Origin of the sequence: Paraburkholderia sp. SIMBA_027 (genome assembly GCF_046535315.1) — a bacterium.
Lineage (GTDB): Bacteria > Pseudomonadota > Gammaproteobacteria > Burkholderiales > Burkholderiaceae > Paraburkholderia > Paraburkholderia tropica.
On sequence record NZ_JAWRWY010000001.1, the window covers coordinates 231,862 to 252,857 of the forward strand.

Here is a 20,996-nt window from a genome sequence, read left to right on the forward strand (position 1 = left end):
CGAAGCACATACGTACGCGCTTCACCGCGTGCCCGTCTCGCGACAAGGGACGCCGTCGCGACATCGGCACGACGTGGCAACGCTGGCGCAGTCATGCCGGGCGCGAGCCCGACCACGCAGCCGTCAACGTGACGGCGCCGCCTCCAGCAGCGTGGACGACAAGGCCGGATCGGCCTCGATCTCGCTTTCGGTGAAACGGAAACGCTGCCACGCGCCGCGCGCGAACTCGCGCGTCGCGTCGCTGAAATGCGGCGAAGCGGGATCGTCGGAGAGCGAGTGGGCGAGCATCGTGTCGGCATGCACGCCTTGCGGGCCGAAGCTCACGACCTGCACATAGCTGTCGCCGTGGCCGCTGCCGTCAATCGCATAACCGCCCGCATTCAGCGGATGCTGCGCGCACACCACCGTGAAATAGCCCGCGTCGTTGCAACCGCCGTAGAGCGGCACGCGGGCCGCGCCGCGCTGCGTGTAGAGCAACTGACCGCGCGGCGAGTCGGCCGCGAAGCCGAAACCGCGCAGCGCGCGCACGGACTCGGCGAGCGCGTGGCGCAGCGCGGCGACGGTGTCGGCATCGGCGGTATTCAGGCCGTTCGGCGTGGTGAGCGGCGCGGCCGGATCGAACGGCACGCGATAAAGCTTGTCGGCGGGCACCTTGCTCGCGCGGGCCCAGAACTCGTCCCAGAGATTCGCGCCGCGCGCGTCGCTGCGCGCCGTGCCGTCCCATTTCGCGAGCACGTTGCAGGCTTGCGCGACGTCGGCATCGTCCGCGGGATTCACGGCGCTCGCCTGGGTAGCTCGATCGCGCTTGCACAGCGCGTCGAGCACGGGCCGCCGCAACAGTTCCTCCGACATCGACCGGCTCGCCAGCACGCCCTGCTCCAGCGCCGCACGCGTGACGCCACCCGGCGCGGCCTGCAACTGCGCGGCGAGCGCGTGGCCCAGACGCGTGCGCAGCGTCTGCGGCGTGCCCGTGAGCCCCGTCACGCGCGCAAAACCCATGAGCGGCGCGGCCGGATTCGTGAGCCAGTAACTGCCGTTGAAATTGCCCACGTAGTCGTCGCGCGTGAGCGACGGCATCTGCGCCACGCCCAGCGTCTGCGCCTGCGGCGCGTGGGGCGCGCTCTGCCAGGCGCAGGCGCTTTTCGAGCCGTCGAGGAACGGCACGCCCGGCGCTTTGGCGTCGAACGCGCGGCCGAGCGGCGGCGTGCAGGCCTGCGCGAGCGCGTCGCTCACGCCCGGCATCGCGCCGATGTCGGCGAACCACACGCGCGGGTCGTTGCGGCCGATCGCAAACGTGTTGACCCACGGCATGGCCGCGTAGCGCTTCTGGATCGCGATGAAGTCGTCGAGCGACGACGCGCTGCCCCACGCGAGGAAGTTCTCGAACACGCGCGTGTTGTCGGCGTTCACGTCGCGCAACGCGAACGCGTGCTGCGCATTCCACGCGAGCGCGGGCGACATCGTCGACAGATTGATCAGCGGGCCGAATCGCGAGCGATAGAGCGTGCGCGTGACGTGCGTGATCGAGCCGTCGCTGCCGCGCACCGGCACCGTGACGGGCACCGCCTGCATGGCTTCGTCGCGGCCGTCGTAGAGATAGTGCGTCGGCGCGCCCGGCACCAGCGCAAGCTGGAAGATGCCGAAGCGGCGTGCCTGCGAAACGGTGTGCGTCCACGCGATGTTGTCGTTGAAACCGATCATCACCACGGGCACGCCGAGAAACGACGCGCCCGCCACGTCGAGCTGGCCCGGAATCGTCAGCTGCGCCTCGTAGAAGCGGTCGGGGCCTTCCCAGAACCAGTGCGGATTGCCGAACAGCAGGCTCGCGCCCTCGCGCGTTTTCGCCGCGCCGAACGCCAGCGCATTGCTGCCGATGCCCGCACGCTGGTCGATGTCGAAGCGTGTCGGCGCGATCTCGATCGACGCCGTCGTGGCGCTGGCCCGCGCGGCTTGCGGCGCGCTCGCGGCAGGCGCGGCTTCGGCCGATGGCGGCTTCGCGTGCACGATGGCCTCGACGAAATGCGCCTCGCCGCCCGCGAGCGCGGCCGCGATCAGGCGGCGATAGACATCGTCGGCGTCGATCGGGCGCAGCCAGGCGGCGTTCGCGCACGCGGCATGCGCGTCGGCGAAGCGCCCCGCGCGCAGATCGTCGAGATAGCGGTCATAGCCCGCCGCATAGCCTTCGACGAGCGCGCGCGTGCGCGGCGTCTGCGCGTCGCGAAAGCGCGCCACGGCGTCGTTGCCCGCGACGAAGCGGAAGAAGAAGTCGGCGTCGAGATTGTGCGGCTGGCCGAACGACGCGGCCGCCGGCGGACGCGCTTCGGCGCCGAACTGCTCTGAGCGCTCGCCGCGATAGGTCACGAAGGCGTCGCCGAGCGTGCAGAGATTGTCCTGCGCCTGCGCGTAGCCGGTGCCATAACCGAGGCTGCCCCAGTCGTTCGCGCGGATATGCGGTATGCCGTCGGCGGTGCGGCGGATGTCCGCGCGATAGGCCGGATGAGACTGCTGCGCTTGTTGCGTCTGCTGTTGCGTGGACGTCGTGCACGCGCCGGCCAGAACGGCGCACAGCGCGCCGGCGAGGAGATTGCCTGCTGCGGAAAATCGTTTCATCGAAGGTGGCGTCGGGTGCGGTGTCGGAAAACGAAGTTTGGGCGGCGTTTCAATGGCGTTCGGCGGGCGCGAATCGCGCGCTCAATGCGCGAAACTGATCGGCATGCCGCCGTCCGGATGCGCGACCGTACCCATCGGAATGCCGTAGATCGCACTGAGCGTCTCGGCGCGCATCAGCTCGGCGGACGGCCCATGCGCAAGCAGACTGCCGCCCTTGAGCGCGATCAGCTCGTCGCAGAAGCGGCCCGCCATGTTGATGTCGTGCAGCACCACCACCACGCCGATGCCGCGCTCCTCGCTCAGGCGGCGCACCAGCGCGAGCACTTCGATCTGATGCGCGATGTCGAGCGCAGAAATCGGCTCGTCGAGCAGCAGACAGTCGCTGTCCTGCGCGACCAGCATCGCCAGCCACACGCGCTGACGCTCGCCGCCCGAGAGGCTGTCCACGGCGCGATCGGCGAAGCGCACCACGTCGGTTTGCTCCATCGCCTCCAGCACTTTTTGCGTGTCGGTGCGCGAGAAACGCCCGAGCGCGCCGTGCCACGGATAGCGGCCGAGCGCGACCAGCTCGCGCACCGTCATGCCGTCGGCGGCGGGCAGTTGCTGCGGCAAATACGCGACCTTGCGCGCAAACGCGCGGTTGTCCCACTGCGCGAGCGGCTGCCCCGCGAACGTGAGCGTGCCCGCGGCGGGCTGCTGCTGACGCGCGAGCAGCTTCACGAGCGTCGACTTGCCCGAGCCGTTATGGCCGATCAGGCCATACATGCGGTGCTTCGCCAGCGTGAGCGAGAGCGGCTTGAGCAGCGTGCGGCCGTCCGCCGCAAACGACACGCCGTCGAGCGTGAACATCGCCGGCGCGTGAGCGTCCTGCGGACGTGTCGCCGGATGAATGGCGTCCGCGCTTGCATCGTTGCTTGCATCGGCATTGGCGGGCGCTTCGGGCAACGTCTCGCCTTGCGAAAGATTCATGGTCAAGCTCATTGGCATCTTCAAGTGTAATTGACATCGACATCATCGATGCCGCGCATGCATCGGCTTCAGCGCGCGGCGACCCGCGCGAGCGTCGCGAGATCCGTTCCATGCTCGCCGTTGCCCGCCGCGCGCGCGCCCAGATCGGCGCCCAGGCCGGTTTCCACGAGCTGACCGTATTCGAGCTTGATATAGCGGTCGGCGAGATGGAAATAGCGATCATCGTGCGTGATGACCACCACGGTCTTGCCCTTCGCCTTCAGCTCGGGCAACAGCTTGCGATAGAACACGTCCTTGAACAGCGGGTCCTGATCGGCGGCCCATTCGTCGAACAGATAGAACGGGCGATCCTCCAGATACGCGACCAGCAGCGCGAGGCGCTTGCGCTGTCCCTGCGAGAGTTCGAGCGTGGAAAACGCGCCGTCCTTGATGCTGACCTTGTGATCGAGCTGCAGATGCACGAGCAGATCCTGCGCGGTCTGGTCGAGGCCGTCGAAGCGCATGCCGAGCAGACTGTCGAACAGGAAGAAGTCGCTGAACACCACCGAAAACAACTGCCGGTAGCTGTCGCGATCCGCTTCGCTCACGGGCGCGCCGTCCACCAGGATACGCCCGCTCTCGGGCGCGTACAGCCCCACGATCATCTTCGCGAGCGTGGTCTTGCCGCTGCCGTTGCCGCCGATCAGATAGACCAGTTCGCCGGGCTTGAAGCTCAGATTGATCGGCCCGAGCGTGAAGACATCATTCTCCTTCTCGCGGAAATAGCGGTGCGTGACGCCGTCGAGCACGAGACTCTGGAAGCCGCGTTTGACCGGCGCATCGAGCCCGTTTTCGAGCGGCAGTTCGGCGTTCACTTCCTCGATGCGTTCGAGCGCCACGCGCGCCGTGCTGATGTTCGGAATCGCCGAAAGCAGCGACTCGATCGGCATGATCATGTAGAGAAATACCATCGCGTAACCCGACATCACATGCGTATTCACGGGATACAGGCGCGCGACCACGAACAGCGTGATGCCGATGAAGGCGAACAGGATGAAGCTGCCCCAGCTCGCCGCCGCCGCGTAGAGCACGTAGCCGCGCGTGCGCTGCACGCGCACGGCTTCGACGTTGGTGGAGAGCGTGTCGTCGATGAAGGCGGCGCGGCGCAGGCGATGCAGCTTCAGTTCCTTGGCGCCGTCGAACAGCGCGCGGAAGTGGCGCACCAGATCGTCCTCGCGCTTGCGCGACGCGCGCAGGTGAAACAGCGCGCGTCCGTTGGCGGCGCGAAAACCGGCCGCGCCGATGCCGATCGTCACGATCGCCACCAGCAGAATCTGCCACGACAGCACGCTCAGATACGCAAGACAGCCGATGATGACCGCGCTTTGCATCGCCAGCGCGGGCATGCGCACGAACAGCATCACGATGGCGTCGAGATCCTGCGTGAGCACGGCGAGCGAGCGCGCCGCGCCCTGCTGCTCCAGATGGCGGAACGAGGCGCCGCCCAGACGCCGGATGGTCTGCATGCGCAGATCCGCCTTGGCGCGCTGGCCGAGGTCCATGAACAGCGTTTGCGAGAGCGTGCGCGTGGCGAGCACGATCACGCCGAGCACGACGAACTGCCAGCCCAGACGCGCGAGCTGCGAAGTCGAGGCCGACAGCGCCTGATTGATGAGCGCGACCAGGCCCGCGTTACCGAAACCGCTGACGAGACTGGTTGCGAGCGCAACGAACAAGGTCCATCGGGCGTTGCGGGCGAGCTTCAAGAGCAAAGACATGGGACTCCTTGAGAGAGTGCGTCATGAACCGGGCCGATCTTGCGCCGGCCGCCGGAACATTGTGAGGATCAGATAAAGTCCGCCGAGCAGCGTCGCCATCACGCCGGCCGGCATTTCCTGCGGGAACAGCACCCAGCGGCCGAGCCAGTCCGAGCCGATCATCAGCGTCGCGCCGAACGCGGCCGCCACGAACAGCAAGGGCATGGCGCGGCGAATGCCGAGCATGCGCGCCATATGCGGCGCCATCAGGCCGATGAACGACAGCGGCCCGATCACGAGCGTCGCCACGGCGCTCAGCAGCGCGCTCAGCATCAACAGGCCGAGGCGCGCCCCGGCGATGCGCACGCCGAGCCCCACCGAGACCGCGTCGCCGAGCGGCAGGATTTCCAGCCAGCGCCGGCACAGCGGCACGGCCGCCAGCGCGAGCAGCGCGCAGACCGCGACGAGCGCCGCCATCGTCGGCCCGACGTTGTAGGTCGAGCCCGCCAGCAGGTTGTACAGGACGATGACGCGCGGGTCGCCGCTCGATACGGCGATCACCGACACGGCCTGAAACGCCGCGCTCAGCGTCATGCCCGCGAGGATCAGCGTGTCGGGCGCGAACGACGAGGCGCGCGCGATCAGCACGAGCGCGCCCAGCGTGAGCATCGACCCGGCCGCGCACCAGACGAGAAACGTCGGCAGGTCCGGATGCGTCGTGAGAAACAGCGCGCCGGTCAGGCCGAGCGCACCGCCCGCCGACATGCCGAGCAGGTCCGGGCTCGCCATCGGATTGCCGGTCATGCGCTGCACGACGCCGCCCGAGAGCGCGAGCAGCACGCCCACGCCCGCCGCCGCCACCACATGCGGCAGGCGCAGGAACAGCAGCGCGCCCGCTTCGTGCGCGTTGCTCAGATGCCAGCCCGCGAGCCCGCGCCCGAGCATCAGCGAAACGACCACCACCGCCGCCAGCGCCAGCACGCTCGCGCCCGCGACGAGGCGCAGGCCGCGCGGCGACAGCGGCGCGCTGTGCTGCACGGGCGTCTGCGTGAGATCGGGACGGCCGCGCAGACGGCGCAGCATCGCCAGCAGCAGCGGCGCGCCGATCAGCGTGGTGATCGCGCCGGTCGGAATCGCCATGCCGAAGCGCGCCGTGCACAGTTGCGCGAGTTGATCGGCGAGCCACAGCAGCACCGCGCCGATCAGCGGCGACCAGATCACGCGCTCGCGCAGACGGCGCGCGCCCGCGAGCCGCGCGACCGCCGGCGCGGACAGCCCGACGAAGCCGATCACGCCCACCGCGCTCACCACGAAGGCGGCGATCAGCAGCGTCAGCGCGAGCGTGAGGCCGCGTGTGGCGCGCAGCGAGACGCCAAGGCTCGACGCCACCGTTTCGCCGAGATCGAACACCGCCATCGGCCGCAGCAACAGCAGCAACGGCACCGCGCACGCCGCGAAGCGCACGGCGAGCGCGAGCGCCACGCGCCAGTCGTGCTGCGCGAACGAGCCGCCGCCCCAGACCAGCAGGCCGCTCAGCAGGTCGTAGTGCGAGATCGCCAGCGCGAGACAGAACGCGCCGCCGCACAGGTTGACGATCATGCCCGCGAGAATCAGCGCGAGCGGCGACATCCCGCGCCGCGCCGCCAGCGCGAACACGGCGGCCAGCGCCACCGCGCCGCCCGCGAGCGCGACGGCGTCGCGGCCGCCCGTCAGCAGGAACGGCGCGTAGACGGTGGCGAGCGCGAGCGCCAGCCACGCGCCCGAAAACACGCCGAGCGTCATCGGTTCCGCGAGCGGATTGCGCAGCACCTGCTGGGTCGCGACACCCGCGAGCCCGAGCGCCGCGCCGCACAGCAGCGTGACGGCCACGCGCGGGTAATCGCCGTAGTGCACCAGCAGTTGCGCCACGTCGGTCGCGGACGGCGCGACGAGCGCCTGCCACCAGAGCGCGGGCGCGAGCCGCGCGTCCAGACGCAGCGCGAACAGCAGCGCCGCCAGCGCGAACAGCGCGCAGACGGGCCAGAGCGGCGTGCGGCGCGACGGCGCGAACGGCGTGGTGAGGGCCTGTTTCATGCGGCCTCCCGCAGCCGTGCGGACGAAGCCACGGACGAAACTGCGGACGTCACTGCGGACGAACCCGCAGGCAGCGCCGCCAGCGCCTCCACCAGCGACCGCGCGAAATACGCCGCACTCAGGATGCCGCCTTCGGGCGACACCTCGGCCATGCCGGTCATGCGTCCCGCGCGCGCGAACGGCATCGCCTGCCAGACGCGGCTCGTCTGCATCATCGACGCGGTCATGGCGGGCAGCGGTTTGACGTAGACGAGCGTGGCGCGCGGATCGGCGTCGAGCGCATCGAAGCCGATCATCGCCGCCGACACACGGTCCGCCCGGCTCCACGCATTGCGCAGCCCGAGTTGCGCGACCAGTTCGCCGAACAGGCTGTGCGTGCCGAACACGCGCAGACGCGATTCGTCGACAAAACGCGTCAGGTAGACGGGCGCGCCGCCGTTCGCATACGCCGGCAGCGCATCGAGCCGTGCGCGCGCCGCCGCGACCGCGCCCCGTGACTGCGCCACGGCGGCCTCGGCCTGCGCCTCGTGGCCCAGCATGCGCCCGAGCCGCAGCGTCTCCGCACAGGCGTCCGTGTACGGCGTCGGGCTCGCGTGGAACTGGCCGAGCGTGACGGTCGGCGCGAGGCGTTCGAGCGAGCCGCGCATCGACGCATGCGCGGGCGTGATGACGATGAGGTCCGGCTTGAGCGCGAGCATCAGCTCCATGTTCGGCTGGAACATCAGCCCCAGATCGACCACGGAATCGGGCACCGGGCAGGCCGCGAAGTTGCGCCGGAAACCCGGCGTGTTCGCCATGCCGACCGGCACCACGCCGAGCGCCAGCGTCAGCTCCGCGAGCCCCCAGTCGAGCACGATCACGCGGCGCGGCACGGCGGCCGGCGGCGTCCCGGCGCGCGCGCCCGTGCTGGCGAGATTGAGACAGACGCCGCCCAGCAGCGCGGCGAGCAAAGTCCTGCGATTCATTGCATCAGATCGGAAAGTAGGGATTGCAGGGTATCGGCGTCCGGCGCGGCGCTGTTCTGAGCGCGCGCGGCGTCCACGGCGCGCGCGTAGGCGTCGAGCGTGGGCGCGGCGAACAGCGCGGCCAGCTCCACGTCCGCCTGGCATTCGCGCGCGACGCGACGCTGAAGTTTAAGGCTCAGGATCGAATCGCCGCCGAGTTCGAAGAAGTGATCGAAACGGCCCACGCGCTCGACGCCCAGCACTTCGCTCCACAGACGCGCGAGCACCGTTTCGGTGTCGCCTTGCGGCGCGGCGTAATCGTGCGCGGCCTGGAGCGCCGGCACCGGCAGCGCGCGGCGGTCGATCTTGCCGTTCGGCGTGAGCGGCAGGACGTCGAGCACCGTGATCGCGGCGGGCACCATGTAGTCGGGCAGCGTGAGTGCGAGCGCGTGCTTGAGTGCTTGCGGATCAAGTACGCCGGTTTGCGTTGTCACCCACGCGAGCAGACGCGCGCCGCCGCCGTTGCCGTCCACCAGCGCGACGGCTTCGCGCACGCCCGGCTGCGCGAGCAGCGCCGCCTCGACTTCGCCCAGCTCCACGCGCAGGCCGCGCAGCTTCACCTGCTGATCGAGACGGCCGAGGTAGTCGAGCGCGCCGTCGTCGCGCCAGCGCACGAGGTCGCCGGTGCGATAGAGACGCCCGCCCGCCGCGTCGAACGGATCGGGCACGAAGCGTTCGGCGCTCAGCGCGGGCCGTTGCAGATAGCCGCGCGCGAGCCCCGTGCCGCCCAGATACAGCTCGCCCGGCGCGCCGCGCGGCACGAGATTCATGGCCGCGTCGAGCACGTAGGCGACGCGTTCGCCGATCTGCCGCCCGATCGGCGCATACGCGCCGTCGAAACTCGCATCGACGTCCCAGGCCGTTGGCGCGATCACCGTTTCGGTCGGCCCGTAGGCGTTGATGAGGCGGCAGCCCGGCAGCGCGCGCGCTGCGGCCTGCATCGCCTGCGCGCTCCACGCCTCGCCGCCGACGATGCACAGCCGCAGCGCGAGCGCGGGCAGATCCCCTGCGTCATCGAGCGCGCATTCGGCCACCAGATTGGCCAGATACGACGGCGTGAGAAACACCACCGACACGCGCTCGCGGCGCAGCGTGTCGACGAGGCGCGCGGTCGACCAGCGCGACGGCTCCGCGATCACGAGCGCCGCGCCCGCGCACAGCGGCACGATCCAGCGTTCGTGCGCGATGTCGAAATTGATCGACGCGAAGTGCAATTCGCGCTCGGCGGCGTGCATGCCGTCGCGTTCGGCGATCGCCGCGCAGTGCATCGACAGCGCGTCGTGCGCGACGGCCACGCCCTTGGGACGCCCCGTCGAGCCCGAGGTGTAGATCACGTAGGCGAGATGGCCGGCGTACGGCGCGGGGGTGACATCGGACGCAAGATCATGCGCCGGTTCATCGGCGAGATCGGGCGCGTCGAGATCGAGCACGCTCAGCGGCGCGGCGGCGAGCATCGCGGCGGCGTGCGGGTCCGCGCCTTGCAGCAGCACGAGGCTGATGCCGCTGTCCTCGATCATGTGCGCGAGGCGCGCGGCCGGATAGGCGGGATCGAGCGGCACGTAAGCGCCGCCCGCCTTCATCACCGCGAGCATCGCGACGACCATCTGCGCCGAGCGATTCACCGCCAGCCCGACCCGCACCTCGGGCCCGACGCCCGCGCGCACAAGCCGGTGCGCGAGCTGATTGGCGCGCCGGTTCAGTTCGCCGAACGAGAGCCGCGCGTCGTCCGCGACGATGGCGGGCGCATCCGGCGTGAGCGCGGCGCGCGCGGCGATCCGCAGATGCACAGGCGCGTGCGTGCGGGACGGCGCGACATCAACGGTATCGGCACTATCGGCGCGGCCAAGCGCGAGCAGATCGGCGCGTTCGCCGTCGTCGAGCAATTCGAATGCGGCGGGCGCGAGCCGCGCCGCGCCCGGCGTGCTGGCGAACGCGCGCAGCAGACGCGCCATCTGCTGCGCGAGCCGCGCGGCGTCCGCGTCGTCGAAGGCGGCGCGCGCATGACGCAGACCGAGCCGCAGCGTCTCGCCCTGGGTGACGCCGAGCGTGAGCGCGTAGCTCGTTTCGTCGCGCGCGCTCACCTCGCCGATCTCAAGACCGCCCGGCGAAGCTTCCTTGAGCACCGCATCGACGGGATAGTTTTCGAACACGACGAGACTGTCGAACAGGCCCTGCCCGCTCGCGCCCGCCCAGCGCTGGATCTCGTGCAGCGGCGTGTGCGCGTGCTCCTGCGCGGCCATGCCCTGCGCCTGCAACGCGCGCAGCCAGTCGCCGAGTTGGCGCGCCGCGCGCGGCTGCGCCACCACCGGCAGCGTGTTGATGAAGAGGCCGAGCAGATGCGCCGCGCCGGGCAGATCGGCGGGACGGCCCGCGAGCGTCGCGCCGAACACCACCGCGTCCTGATTCGTGTAGCGCTGCAACAGTAGCGCCCAGGCGGCCTGCAACAGCGTGTTGACGGTCACGCGTTCCTCGCGTGCGAACGCGACGAGGCGCGCCGTGTCGGCGTCGTCCAGCTCGACCGTGTAGAGCGCCTGGCCCGATGCCTGGCTCGATGCATCGCCGGCGCGTTTCGGGAACGCTTCGGCGAGCCGCGTCGGGCCGTCGAGACGCGCGAGCTGCGCCTGCCAGTGCGCGGCGCTCGCGTGCGCATCGTGGCCGCGCAGCCAGCCGATGTAATCGCGATAACGGCCGCCCTGCGCGGGCAGCGCCTCGCCGCTGTAATGGCGCAGCACTTCGCCGAGCAGTTGCGACACGCTCCAGCCGTCCATCAGCAGATGATGGTGCGTCCAGACGAAGTGATAGCGCCGCGCGCCGGTGCGGATCAGCGCCAGCCGATGCAGCGGCGCGCGCGCGAGGTCGAAGCCGCGTTCGAGTTGCTGCGCGGCGAAGGCGTCGAGTTCGGCGCGGAGTTCGGCATTCGAATCGTCGCTGATATCTGTCTTCGCTTCGCCGTCGCGCACGCGCCAGTCGTGCTCTTCGAGCGGCAGTTCCACCGCGCGCGCGACCCATTGCAGCCAGCCCTCGCCTTGCGCGACGAAACCCGTGCGCAAGATGTCGTGACGCTGCGTGAGCGCCTGCCAGGCGGCGCGAAAACGCGCGGCGTCGAGCCCGTCGAGATCGACGCGCAACTGGTTCAGATACACGCTGCCGCCGCGCGCATAGAGCGCGTGGAACAGCATGCCCGCCTGCATCGGCGAAAGCGGATACAGATCGGCGACGTCCGCGAGCGCGAGCGGCAGCGCATCGAGTTCGGGCTGAGCGAGCGCCGCGAGCGGGAAATCGGCGGGCGTCGCGCCCGCGCCGCGCGCGGCCTGCGCCTGCGCGCACGTCGCGATCAACTCGCGCAGCGCCGCACCGAACGCGGCAGCGAGATGCTCGATGGTGGCATCGCGATAACGCGCGCCGCTGTAACCGATCGTCAGCGTGAGCGCGCCGTCGAGCACCTTGCCGCCGACCGCGAGCGACCAGGCAAGCGGCGCATCGGCGGCCTGCGAACCCGCCTGCGCAATGTTCATTTCGCGCGCGGGCTGCCAGGCCTGCGCCGCGTCGAACTGCTGGTCGAACTGGCCGAGATAGTTGAACACCACCTGCGAGGGCGCGAACTGCGCGAGCGCCGCACGCGTCGCATCGTCGCCGAGATGGCGCAGCACGCCGTAACCGATGCCGCGCGCGGGCACGGCGCGCAGCGTGTCCTTCACGCGCCGCAGCGCTGCACCGGCGTCGCCGCGCACGTCGAGCACGACCGGATACAGGCTCGTGAACCAGCCGACGGTGCCGCTCGGATCGACGTCGTCGAACAGTTCTTCACGCCCGTGGCCTTCGAGGTCGATACGAATCGACTCCGTGCCGGTCCAGCCACACAGCGCGCGGCCGAGCGCGGTCAGCAGCAGGTCGTTGACCTGGGTGCGCCAGGCTGCGCCCGCTTCGTGCAGCAGCGCGCGCGTCTCGTCGCGATCGAGCGAGAACGTCACGTGACGCTGCTGCGCGACCGTGTTCTCGCCGTCGGGCGTATCGCAGGGCAGCGCGGCGTTCACGCGCGCGACGTCCTGCCAGTAGCCGATTTCGTCGCGCATCGCGGGCGTGCGGGCGTGCGCGGCGAGGCGCGCGGCCCAGCCGTCGGCCGTCACCGTCGCCGGGGGCAATTGAAGCGATGCGCCGGTTTGCAGCGCGGCGTAGGCCTCGCGCCATTGCGCGATCAGCAGACGCCACGACACGCCGTCGACGGCCAGGTGATGGATCGCCAGCATCAGCCGCCAGCTGCCGTCCGCCATCTCGACGGCGAGCGCGCGCAGCAGCGGTCCGTTGGCGAGATCGAGGCTGCGCTGCGCCGCGTTGCAGTGCGCGGCGAGTTCGTCCTGCGTCGCGGCCTGGCGCACCCACAGCAGCGTGCCGGGCGCGGGCGGCGCGCCGTGCGTCGCGCGCCAGCGGCCCCCATCATCCCGCTCATCCTGCCTGTAATGCAGTCGCAGCGCCGCGTGATGCGCGACGAGCGCATCGAGCGAGCGCGCCAGCAACGCCGTGTCGAGCGGCGCGCGGCTCGTCAGCAACACTGCCTGATTCCAGTGATGGCGCTGCGCGAACGGCTGCGCGAAAAACCACGCCTGCATCGGCAGCAGCGCGGCTTCGGCGCCCACGGGTGCGATCTGCGCGGCTTCGGTGCCGCGCTCCGCGCTGTGTCCATGCTCAATCGCCTGCGCGACGCTCGCCAGTTGCTCGACCGACTGACGCTCGAACACCTGACGCGGCGTGAGCTTCCAGCCTGCGCGGCGCGCGCGTTCGACGATCTGCAGGCTCAGGATCGAGTCGCCGCCGAGTTCGAAGAAATTGTCGTGACGCCCGACGCGCGCCACACCCAGCACCTGTTGCCAGATCGCCGCGAGCGCCGTCTCGGCCGCGCCTTGCGGCGCTTCCCAGCCGCGCGCGTCGTGGCCCGGCTGCGGCAGCGCGCGCCGGTCGATCTTGCCGTTCGGCGAAAGCGGAAAACTCGCCAGCTCGACCCACGCGGCGGGCACCATGTACTCGGGCAGTTCGGCGCCGAGCGCCGCCGCAAGCGTGGCGCGCTCGATGCGGCAACCCGCGCGCGCGCTCACATAGGCGACCAGCCGCTTGCCGTTAGGACCATCGAGCGCGGCGACGACGGCGGTTTCGACGCCCGGCTGCCGCTGCAACACGGCCTCGATTTCGCCGAGTTCGATCCGGAAGCCGCGAATCTTCACCTGATGATCGAGGCGGCCCAGATAGTCGAGCGCGCCGTCCGGCCGCCAGCGCGCGAGGTCGCCCGTGCGGTAGAGACGCGCGCCCGGCTCGAACGGATCGGGCACGAAGCGCTCGGCCGTCAGCGCGGGCCGGTTCAGATAGCCGCGCGCGAGCCCCGCGCCGCCCAGATACAGTTCGCCCGCCACGCCCTCGGGCAGCGGATTGAGCGCCGCGTCGAGCACATGCGTCGACACATTGGCGATCGGCCGGCCGATCGGCACCACGGCGTCGCCCGCGCGGCAGGTCCAGTGCGTGACGTCGATGGCCGCTTCGGTCGGACCGTAGAGGTTGTGCACCTGTACGTGCGGCAGACGCGCGAGCGTCTGGTCCTGCAACGGCGCGGGCAGCGCCTCGCCGCTACAGACGATCTGGCGCAGGCTCGCGCAGACGCGCGGCGCGCTAGCATGATCGACACCGGCGGCGCGGCGGTCGAGCGCGGCGACGAAGGCCTGCAACATCGGCGGCACGAAATGCAGCGTGGTGACGCGATGCGCGTCGATCAGCCCGACAAGCCGCGCCGGATCGCGATGGTCGCCGGGCTGCGCGAGCGCGAGGCGCGCGCCGGTCATCAGCGGCCAGAAGAATTCCCACACCGAGACGTCGAAGCTGAACGGCGTCTTTTGCAACACGGTGTCGCGCGCGTCGAGCCGGTACGCGGCCTGCATCCACGCGAGCCGGTTGAAGAGCGCGCCGTGCCGGTTCGCCGCGCCCTTCGGCCGCCCGGTCGAGCCCGAGGTGTAGATCACGTAGGCGAGGTTTTCCGCATCGAGCGCGACCTCGGGGCACGCGGCGGATTCCTGCGCGAGATCGAGCGTGTCGAGCGCGAGGACGGTGCAGCGCGCGTGGGCGTTATCGGTGTTATCGGCGTGTTGCTCATGAGGAATCAGCGCTTCGAAGCGCTCGCGCAACGCGTGCTGCGTGAGCAGCAGACCGATGCCGCTGTCCTCGATCATGTAAGCGAGGCGCTCGGCGGGATAGTCGGGATCGAGCGGCACGTAAGCGCCGCCCGCCTTGAGAATCGCGAACAGGCCGACCACCATCTCCACCGAGCGCTCCGCGCCGATGCCCACCTTCACGTCCGGCCCCACGCCCAGCCGCCGCAGGCGTTGCGCGAGCCGGTTGGCGCGCGCGTCGAGTTCGGCGTAGCTGAGCACGGCATCGCCGAACAGCAAGGCGTCGGCGTCCGGATGCGCGGCCGCTTCGCGCTCGAACAGCCGATGCACCGGCACGGCCGGACCGTAGTCGGCGTGCGCGCGGCTCCACGCGGCCAGCCGCGCGCGCTCGTCGTCGCCCAGATACGGCAGTTCGACGATCGCGCGATCGGGCTGCGCGCAGAGCGCCGCGAGCAGCGCCTCGTAATGCCGGCAGAAACGCGCGACGGTGTCAGGCCGATAACGCGTCGCGTCGTAACGCGCCGTCACGCTCACCGCCTGCGCGCCCACGCGCACATCGAAACTCAGATCGAAGCGCGCGAGCGGATTTTCGGCGTCGACGATTTCCACGTCCAGACCGTCGAGCGCGAGCCGCCCCGACGCCGCCTCGCCCTGCACGTTGAACAGCGTCTGAAACAGCGGATGACGATCGGCCTCGCGCCGCACACCGAGCGCGTCGACGAGCAGCGGCAAGGTCACGTCGGCGTGATCGAGCGCGGCGCGCGCGTCGGCGCGCACGTTCTCCAGCAGCGCGCGGCCCGTCATCGACGGATCGAGGCGCGCGCGATGCACGCGCGTATCGACAAACAGACCGATCAGGTCGTCGCATTCGGCGAGCGTGCGCCCGCTCGTCGGCACGCCGATGCAAAAATCGCGGCTGCCCGCGTGACGCCACAACAGCAGTTGATACGCGGCCATCAGCGCGACGAACGGCGTGCAGCGCGCCGCCCTGCAACGCTCGCGCAACGCCGCGAGCGTCGTGTCTTGCAGCGCAAACGTATGCGCGAGCGCGCGGCGTTCGGCTTGCGGCGCGCGCGGAAAATCGCCGGGAAGTTCGAAGCTGTCGTCGGGCGTGCCGATGTAGGCGCGCCACCACGCGAGATCCGCCTGGGCCTTTTCGCCCGCGAGCTGCGCGCGCTGCCACGCGGCGAAATCGGTGTATTGCCATTCGAGTGATTCGGCATCCGAATGATGCGCGGATGCCGGATCGCGCAGCGCATCGCCATACGCCTGGGCGAGTTCGCGCGCGAAAACGGCGTTCGAGCCGCCGTCGGAAATCAGGTGATGCACGACCACGGACAGCACGTGCCAGTGCGGCGCGAGACGCACGAGGCGAAACCGCGCGGCGCCGTCGCGCGCGAGGTCGAACGGACGTTGCGCTTCGTCTTCCAGCACGCGCGAGAGCATGGCGTTACGCGATGCGTCGTCGAGATCGTCACGATCGTCGAGAAGAAGCGGATCGCGCGGCGCGTCGGCACGCAGATCGGCGATCTGATACGGCGTGCCGTCGCGTTCCTCGAAGCGCGTGCGCAGCACCGCCTGGCGCGCACGCACGCGCGACAGCGCGCGATGCAGCGCCGCGCCGTCGAGCGGCCCGCGCAGATGAAACGCGCGGGCCAGATGCCACGCGCCCGAATCGGGCGCGAGGCGCTGCATGAACCACATGCTTTCCTGCACGGGAGACAGCCGCTGCCACGCGGACGACACGCCGGCGACACTCATTGTTCGTTCTGCGGGAACCTGCATGGCAGCACTGCCTCCTGTTGAATTACCACTGATATTTCGCTCCTGCCAGCAACAGCCGGCCCTGGCCCCAGTAGCAGTAGTTCGCGCTCGTGCACGAGGCGAAGTACTTGCGATCGAGCAGGTTCGACACGTTGATCCACGTCGTCCAGCCTTGCAGGCTGGAGAAGCGGCGGCCGAGGTCGTAGCGCAGCGAGAGATCGACCAGCGTCGCCGACGACGTCATGAAACTGTTCGCCGTATCGCCATACGAGCCGCCGATGTAGCGCACGCCGCCGCCGAACAGCAGGCCCGCGAGCGGTCCCGCCGAGACCGTGTAATCGGCCCACAGCGAAGCGGTGTTGCGCGGAATGCCGACCGGCACCTTGTCGAGATTCGACGTATTGCTCTTGGTATTGAGCAGGTTCGTGTAGGTGTAGCTCGCGATCAGCTGCAGGTTGTTGGTCAGGCTCGCGTGGCCTTCCACCTCGAAGCCCTGCGAGCGCACCTGGCCCGTCAGCACGCTGAAGCTCGTGTGCAACGGATCGGTGGTCGCGACGTTGTTCTGCGTGATATGGAACGCCGACACCGTGACGAAGCTGTTATAGCCCTTCGGCTGGAGCTTCACGCCCACTTCGTACTGCTCGGCCGTGAGCGGCGCGAACGCCTCGCCGCTATACGAGGTGCCGACCTGCGGCTGGAACGAGCGGGAGTAGCTGAAGTACGGCGCCACGCCGTTGTCGAACTGGTACACGCCGCCCGCGCGCCACGTGAAGGCGCGGTTGAACTGCTCGGTCGTCGCGCCGGTCTTGTACGAGGTCTGATCCTCGTTGGCCCAGTCCTCGCGCACGCCGAACAGGAACGACCACTTGCCGATGTCGATCTGATCCTGCGCGTACACGCCGAGCTGCTTGATCGAGGTGGCGGTCGAGGTCGCGAACATCGTGGTCGGATACGGGATCGTCTGACCGTAAAGCGGGTTGCTCGCTTCCAGACCCGGCGCCGCGCCACCGAAGAAATAGTGGTTGAACTGGATGTTCTGGTAGTCGAGGCCGAACGTGACGTTGTGCTTGAGCGCGCCCGTGTTGAACTTCGCGTTCAACTGGTTATCCACGGTATGCGAATTCACCATGCCGCGGTTCAGGTAGGCGTCGCGCGACAGCGTGTCGGTGCCGCTCTTGAAGCCGTCGTTGGCGACGTACTGGATCGTCTCGCTGTTGTGCAGGAAGCGATAGCTCTGCTTGAACGACCACGTGTCGTTGAAACGGTGCTCCAGCTGATAGCCGATCGACTCCTGGGTCTTGCGGAAGCTGTCCCACGTCGGCTCGCCCGGGTATTCGCTGCGGCTCGTCCACGTGCGCGGCACCGAGTTGTAGATGCCCGCTTCCGGATCCGACTGGTAGTTCGCGAAGACCGTGAACGTGGTGTCGCGGCTCGGGCGGAACTCGATGGTCGGCGCAATCGAGAAGCGCTGCTGGTTCACGTAGTCGGTCTGCGTGCCGGTGTTGTAGCCGTCGGCCGTGACGCGGTAGAGCACGCTGCCGGCCTTGTCCACGGGACCGCTGAAATCGAAGAAGCCCTGCACGCGGCCATAGCTGCCGGTCTGCATGCCGACTTCGTGGTACGGCGTGTCGGTCGGCATCTTGCTGACGAGATTGACCGTGCCGCCCGGCGAGCCCTGGCCGTACAGCACCGACGCCGGACCGTGCAGCAGTTCGATGCGCTCGAACATGTACGGATCGAAACTCGTCACGTTGTAGCCGAAGCCGCCGCTCGGGCCGGGCGTGCGCAGCCCGTTCCAGAACTCGTCGACGAGAAAGCCGCGCGCATAGAGATATTCGAGCGAGTCGGTGTTGGTGCCGCGCTGTTCGGGGTTGATGCCCGAGGTGTAGCGCAGCGCCTGCGCCACGCTCTGCGCGCCCTGCACGTCCATCTGGTCGCGCGTGACGACCGAGATCGCCTGCGGCACCTTGATGATCGGCGTGTCGGTCTTGGTGCCCGCCTCGCTGCGCTTGGCCACATAGCCGACCACCGGACCGGTGGCCGTTTCCGTGCTGGCCGTGCCCTTCACGACCACGGCCGGCAGCTGCTGGCCGCCCTGGACCGGCTGCGCGGCCGCGGCATCCGATGCCGCCACCGGCGCGGCCGTCTGCGCACTGGCGATTTTCGCGATCGCCAGCGCCACGACCGCCGTCATGGTGCGCAGCCTGATGCGCTTCGCCTTGCCCGTTCCCGCGTCGCCCACGCCGTTATCCATGTGGTTCAATGACTCCCCGCCCCATCCCCGATTCATGCCCTTGCGCCCTGTTCAAAAATTTAAGATTAGCCTCAATACAAATGCGACTCATTACTATTGTCATTCGTATGCGGCACGCGGAGGATAGAATACGGGCTGTGCTTCGCCGTCGTCCTGTCAAATAGCTGCGCGAAGCCGTCGATATTTGACGGTTTTGCCATACTTTTTTCGTTGACTCACAAAATGACCGAGATCTGGCAACGTTTTAACGGTATGCAGCGGCGATACCTCAAGCGTCCAGTCATTGCCAAACGCTATGACTTCGAAACCGGCGATAGCGAGAGCTGGCACTCGCATACGCAGCCGCAATTCGTCTACACGACGCGCGGCGTGCTGCGCGTCATCACGCCCGACGGCGCGTGGACGCTCGGCCCGTACCGCGGGCTGTGGATCGCGCCGCTCGTCGCGCACGAGTTGCAGGCGGTCAGCCCGACGGTGATGTACACGGTCTATTTCGAAGTCGATGTCGCGCCGCGCGACGAACCGCGCTGCCACGTGCTGATGATTTCGTCGCTGCTGCACGAACTGGTGGCGGCGCTCGTGCTCGATCAGCAGAACGGCCAGGCCGAGCGCCGCTCCGCGCTGATCGACCCGCTGCTGCTCCAGGAAATGCGCGAGGCGCAACTCGCCACCGAAGGCCTGCTGCCGCTGCCGAAGGATCGCCGACTGCAACAGATCTGCGGCCAGTTGATGGACGCGCCCGCCGACAACACGCCGCTCAACGACTGGGGCATGCGCGTGGGCGCGAGCGAAAGCACGCTCGAACGCGCCTTCAAGGACGAAACCGGCCTGACCTTCGGCCAGTGGCGTCAGCGGCTGCGTCTCGTCGAGTCGATCTCGCGGCTCGCCAAGGGCATGGCGGTGTCGACCATCGCGACCGAGCTGGGTTACAGCAATTCCAGCGCGTTCATCACCATGTTCCGGCGCGCGATGGGCGAGACGCCGCAGCGCTTCCTGCGCAATCGCGGCGGGCTGGAAGCGGGCGCGGCGCAACCCCCGCAAGCGGCGCAGTAAGCGGCGCAATGAGCGGCACGAAACGCGACACGACAAGCGACGCAAGCTCACGCGCCCTGCCGCGCCGCCAGCAACGCGCTCAGCGACGCCACGCTCGGGTGATCGAACACGTCGCCCGGCGCCAGCTCCACGCCGAGCTTGCGGCGGATGCGCGCCACCAGCTTGATGACGAGCAGCGAATCGCCGCCCAGTTCGAAGAAGTCCTGATCGTCGCCGATCTCGTGCGGCGCGAGGTCGAGCAGCGTCGCGAACAGCTCGCGCACGTCGGCGTCGAGCGGCTGAGCCAGTGAAGTTGCCTGGGTTTGCATAGCGGTGAATCCTGAGTGATGAAAAAAGGCGCGCGCGGCGCGCCCGCATGTCAGACCGTCGCCGCCAGCACGTCCGCGCGCGCGACGAGTTCGCTCATCGCCACGACGATCTTGCGCGGCCCGCTGAACGGATCGCGTGCGTGCGCGACCAGCATGTTGTCGAGCATGATCGCGTCGCCCTTGCGCCACGCGAAGCGCACCGCGCAGCGCTCGTAGGCCGCGCCGATGGCGGCCATCGCCTCGTCGCCGATCTCGCCGCCGTCGCCGAAATACGCCTGGCGCGGCATGCGTTTCGCGCCCGCGAATTCGAGCAGATCGAGCCGCACGTCCTCGTCGAGACAACTCACGTGATGCAGTTGCACCTGGTTGAAGAACGCACGCTCGCCCGTGCGCGGATGCGCGATCACGGCCGGGCAAACGGTGCGCGTCTGCAATTCGTCGTTGGCGAGCCATTCGTATTGCACCCCCGCGGCCTCGCAGCGCGTCTCCACTTCGCGGCGATCGTCGGTGTGGAAAAACTCGCGCCACGGCACGTCGAGTCCGCGCGTGAAGGTGCGCACGTACATGATCTGCCGGCGTTCGAACGCCTCGACGAGAGCCTCGGGCAGCACCCGCAGCATCGCGCGGCAATCGACGATGGGCGTCGCGCCGCCGACCGGCGACGGCTGTTCGCAGAAGAAGAACTGGCGGCGCGGCCAGTGCGGCTGATGCGCGCTTTCGTTGTGAAACAGGATCATCTGCTTCTCGGGATACGGCGTGGAGCGGTAGGTGTTGCGCCCGCCCTCCTTCTTCGGCAGGTCGCCGTATTCGCCGTACAGTCCCGGCGAGATGGTTTCCGCGAACGCCTCGAAGGCGGCGGGATCGGCGAGGCCGAAGTCGCGGAACAGCACCGCGCCGTGGCGCAGCAGCGCGGCTTCGAGCGCCTCGCGATGCGTGCGGACCCACGCGCGCGCGTCGTGCGTGGGATCGAGCGGCGCGCGCGGCGTCAGCACCAGCGGCATGGCGTGGGTGGCGTGGGTGGCGTCGAGCAGGGAAGCCTCGATGGCGGCGTCGGGAAATAGCGATGCGTTCATGAT

General features: G+C 69.2%; 10 protein-coding genes and 1 pseudogene. 1 reads left to right on the forward strand and 10 read right to left on the reverse strand.

Annotation, left to right across the window (positions count from 1 at the left end; translation table 11 throughout):
- Nucleotides 1-123: 123 nt before the first annotated feature.
- From SB764_RS01045 to SB764_RS01080, 8 genes and pseudogenes are all read right to left on the reverse strand, one after another.
- Entirely contained in the window at nt 124-2,610 is a 2,487-nt protein-coding gene (locus tag SB764_RS01045) for a penicillin acylase family protein (protein WP_410862361.1), read from the reverse strand.
- 81 nt (nt 2,611-2,691) lie between these two features.
- Nucleotides 2,692-3,459, reverse strand: a complete 768-nt coding sequence (locus tag SB764_RS01050) for an ATP-binding cassette domain-containing protein (protein WP_065063033.1) — start codon at nt 3,457-3,459, stop codon at nt 2,692-2,694.
- A 188-nt stretch (nt 3,460-3,647) separates the two neighbouring features.
- A complete protein-coding gene (locus SB764_RS01055) occupies nt 3,648-5,336 on the reverse strand; it encodes a cyclic peptide export ABC transporter (protein ID WP_321869240.1) in 1,689 nt (562 codons plus the stop codon).
- A 21-nt stretch (nt 5,337-5,357) separates the two neighbouring features.
- Nucleotides 5,358-7,388: a Fe(3+)-hydroxamate ABC transporter permease FhuB gene (gene fhuB / locus SB764_RS01060; protein ID WP_110329057.1), complete on the reverse strand. Its 2,031-nt coding sequence runs from the start codon at nt 7,386-7,388 to the stop codon at nt 5,358-5,360.
- Complete coding sequence (locus SB764_RS01065) at nt 7,385-8,353, reverse strand: ABC transporter substrate-binding protein (protein ID WP_410862363.1); 969 nt, start codon at nt 8,351-8,353, stop codon at nt 7,385-7,387. Before SB764_RS01065 ends, fhuB begins: the two co-directional genes overlap by 4 nt.
- Nucleotides 8,350-13,026 (reverse strand): amino acid adenylation domain-containing protein, encoded by a 4,677-nt coding sequence (locus SB764_RS01070; RefSeq protein ID WP_410862595.1) that lies wholly within the window; start codon nt 13,024-13,026, stop codon nt 8,350-8,352. Before SB764_RS01070 ends, SB764_RS01065 begins: the two co-directional genes overlap by 4 nt.
- A gap of 66 nt (nt 13,027-13,092) precedes the next feature.
- Nucleotides 13,093-16,326 (reverse strand): annotated as a pseudogene (locus SB764_RS01075) (amino acid adenylation domain-containing protein); the annotation flags it as partial.
- 22 nt (nt 16,327-16,348) lie between these two features.
- Nucleotides 16,349-18,559, reverse strand: a complete 2,211-nt coding sequence (locus tag SB764_RS01080) for a TonB-dependent siderophore receptor (RefSeq protein WP_410862597.1) — start codon at nt 18,557-18,559, stop codon at nt 16,349-16,351.
- Nucleotides 18,560-18,811: 252 nt separating this feature from the next.
- Here SB764_RS01080 and SB764_RS01085 point away from each other — a divergent pair, with 252 nt between their 5' ends.
- Nucleotides 18,812-19,612 (forward strand): AraC family transcriptional regulator, encoded by an 801-nt coding sequence (locus SB764_RS01085; RefSeq protein WP_161495519.1) that lies wholly within the window; start codon nt 18,812-18,814, stop codon nt 19,610-19,612.
- A gap of 47 nt (nt 19,613-19,659) precedes the next feature.
- Here SB764_RS01085 and SB764_RS01090 read toward each other — a convergent pair whose 3' ends face one another.
- Both SB764_RS01090 and SB764_RS01095 read right to left on the reverse strand, forming a co-directional pair.
- Nucleotides 19,660-19,920: an acyl carrier protein gene (locus tag SB764_RS01090; protein ID WP_110329062.1), complete on the reverse strand. Its 261-nt coding sequence runs from the start codon at nt 19,918-19,920 to the stop codon at nt 19,660-19,662.
- A gap of 50 nt (nt 19,921-19,970) precedes the next feature.
- A complete protein-coding gene (locus SB764_RS01095) occupies nt 19,971-20,993 on the reverse strand; it encodes a TauD/TfdA family dioxygenase (protein ID WP_410862365.1) in 1,023 nt (340 codons plus the stop codon).
- Nucleotides 20,994-20,996 lie beyond the last annotated feature (3 nt).

What these genes read in the sequence shown, in the direction of transcription:
- SB764_RS01045 (WP_410862361.1), bottom strand. Translation starts at nt 2,610, where the DNA reads ATGAAACGATTTTCCGCAGCAGGCAATCTCCTCGCCGGCGCGCTGTGC.
- SB764_RS01050 (WP_065063033.1), bottom strand. Translation starts at nt 3,459, where the DNA reads ATGTTCACGCTCGACGGCGTGTCGTTTGCGGCGGACGGCCGCACGCTG.
- SB764_RS01055 (WP_321869240.1), bottom strand. Translation starts at nt 5,336, where the DNA reads ATGTCTTTGCTCTTGAAGCTCGCCCGCAACGCCCGATGGACCTTGTTC.
- fhuB (WP_110329057.1), bottom strand. Translation starts at nt 7,388, where the DNA reads ATGAAACAGGCCCTCACCACGCCGTTCGCGCCGTCGCGCCGCACGCCG.
- SB764_RS01065 (WP_410862363.1), bottom strand. Translation starts at nt 8,353, where the DNA reads ATGAATCGCAGGACTTTGCTCGCCGCGCTGCTGGGCGGCGTCTGTCTC.
- SB764_RS01080 (WP_410862597.1), bottom strand. Translation starts at nt 18,559, where the DNA reads ATGGATAACGGCGTGGGCGACGCGGGAACGGGCAAGGCGAAGCGCATC.
- SB764_RS01085 (WP_161495519.1), top strand. Translation starts at nt 18,812, where the DNA reads ATGCAGCGGCGATACCTCAAGCGTCCAGTCATTGCCAAACGCTATGAC.
- SB764_RS01090 (WP_110329062.1), bottom strand. Translation starts at nt 19,920, where the DNA reads ATGCAAACCCAGGCAACTTCACTGGCTCAGCCGCTCGACGCCGACGTG.
- SB764_RS01095 (WP_410862365.1), bottom strand. Translation starts at nt 20,993, where the DNA reads ATGAACGCATCGCTATTTCCCGACGCCGCCATCGAGGCTTCCCTGCTC.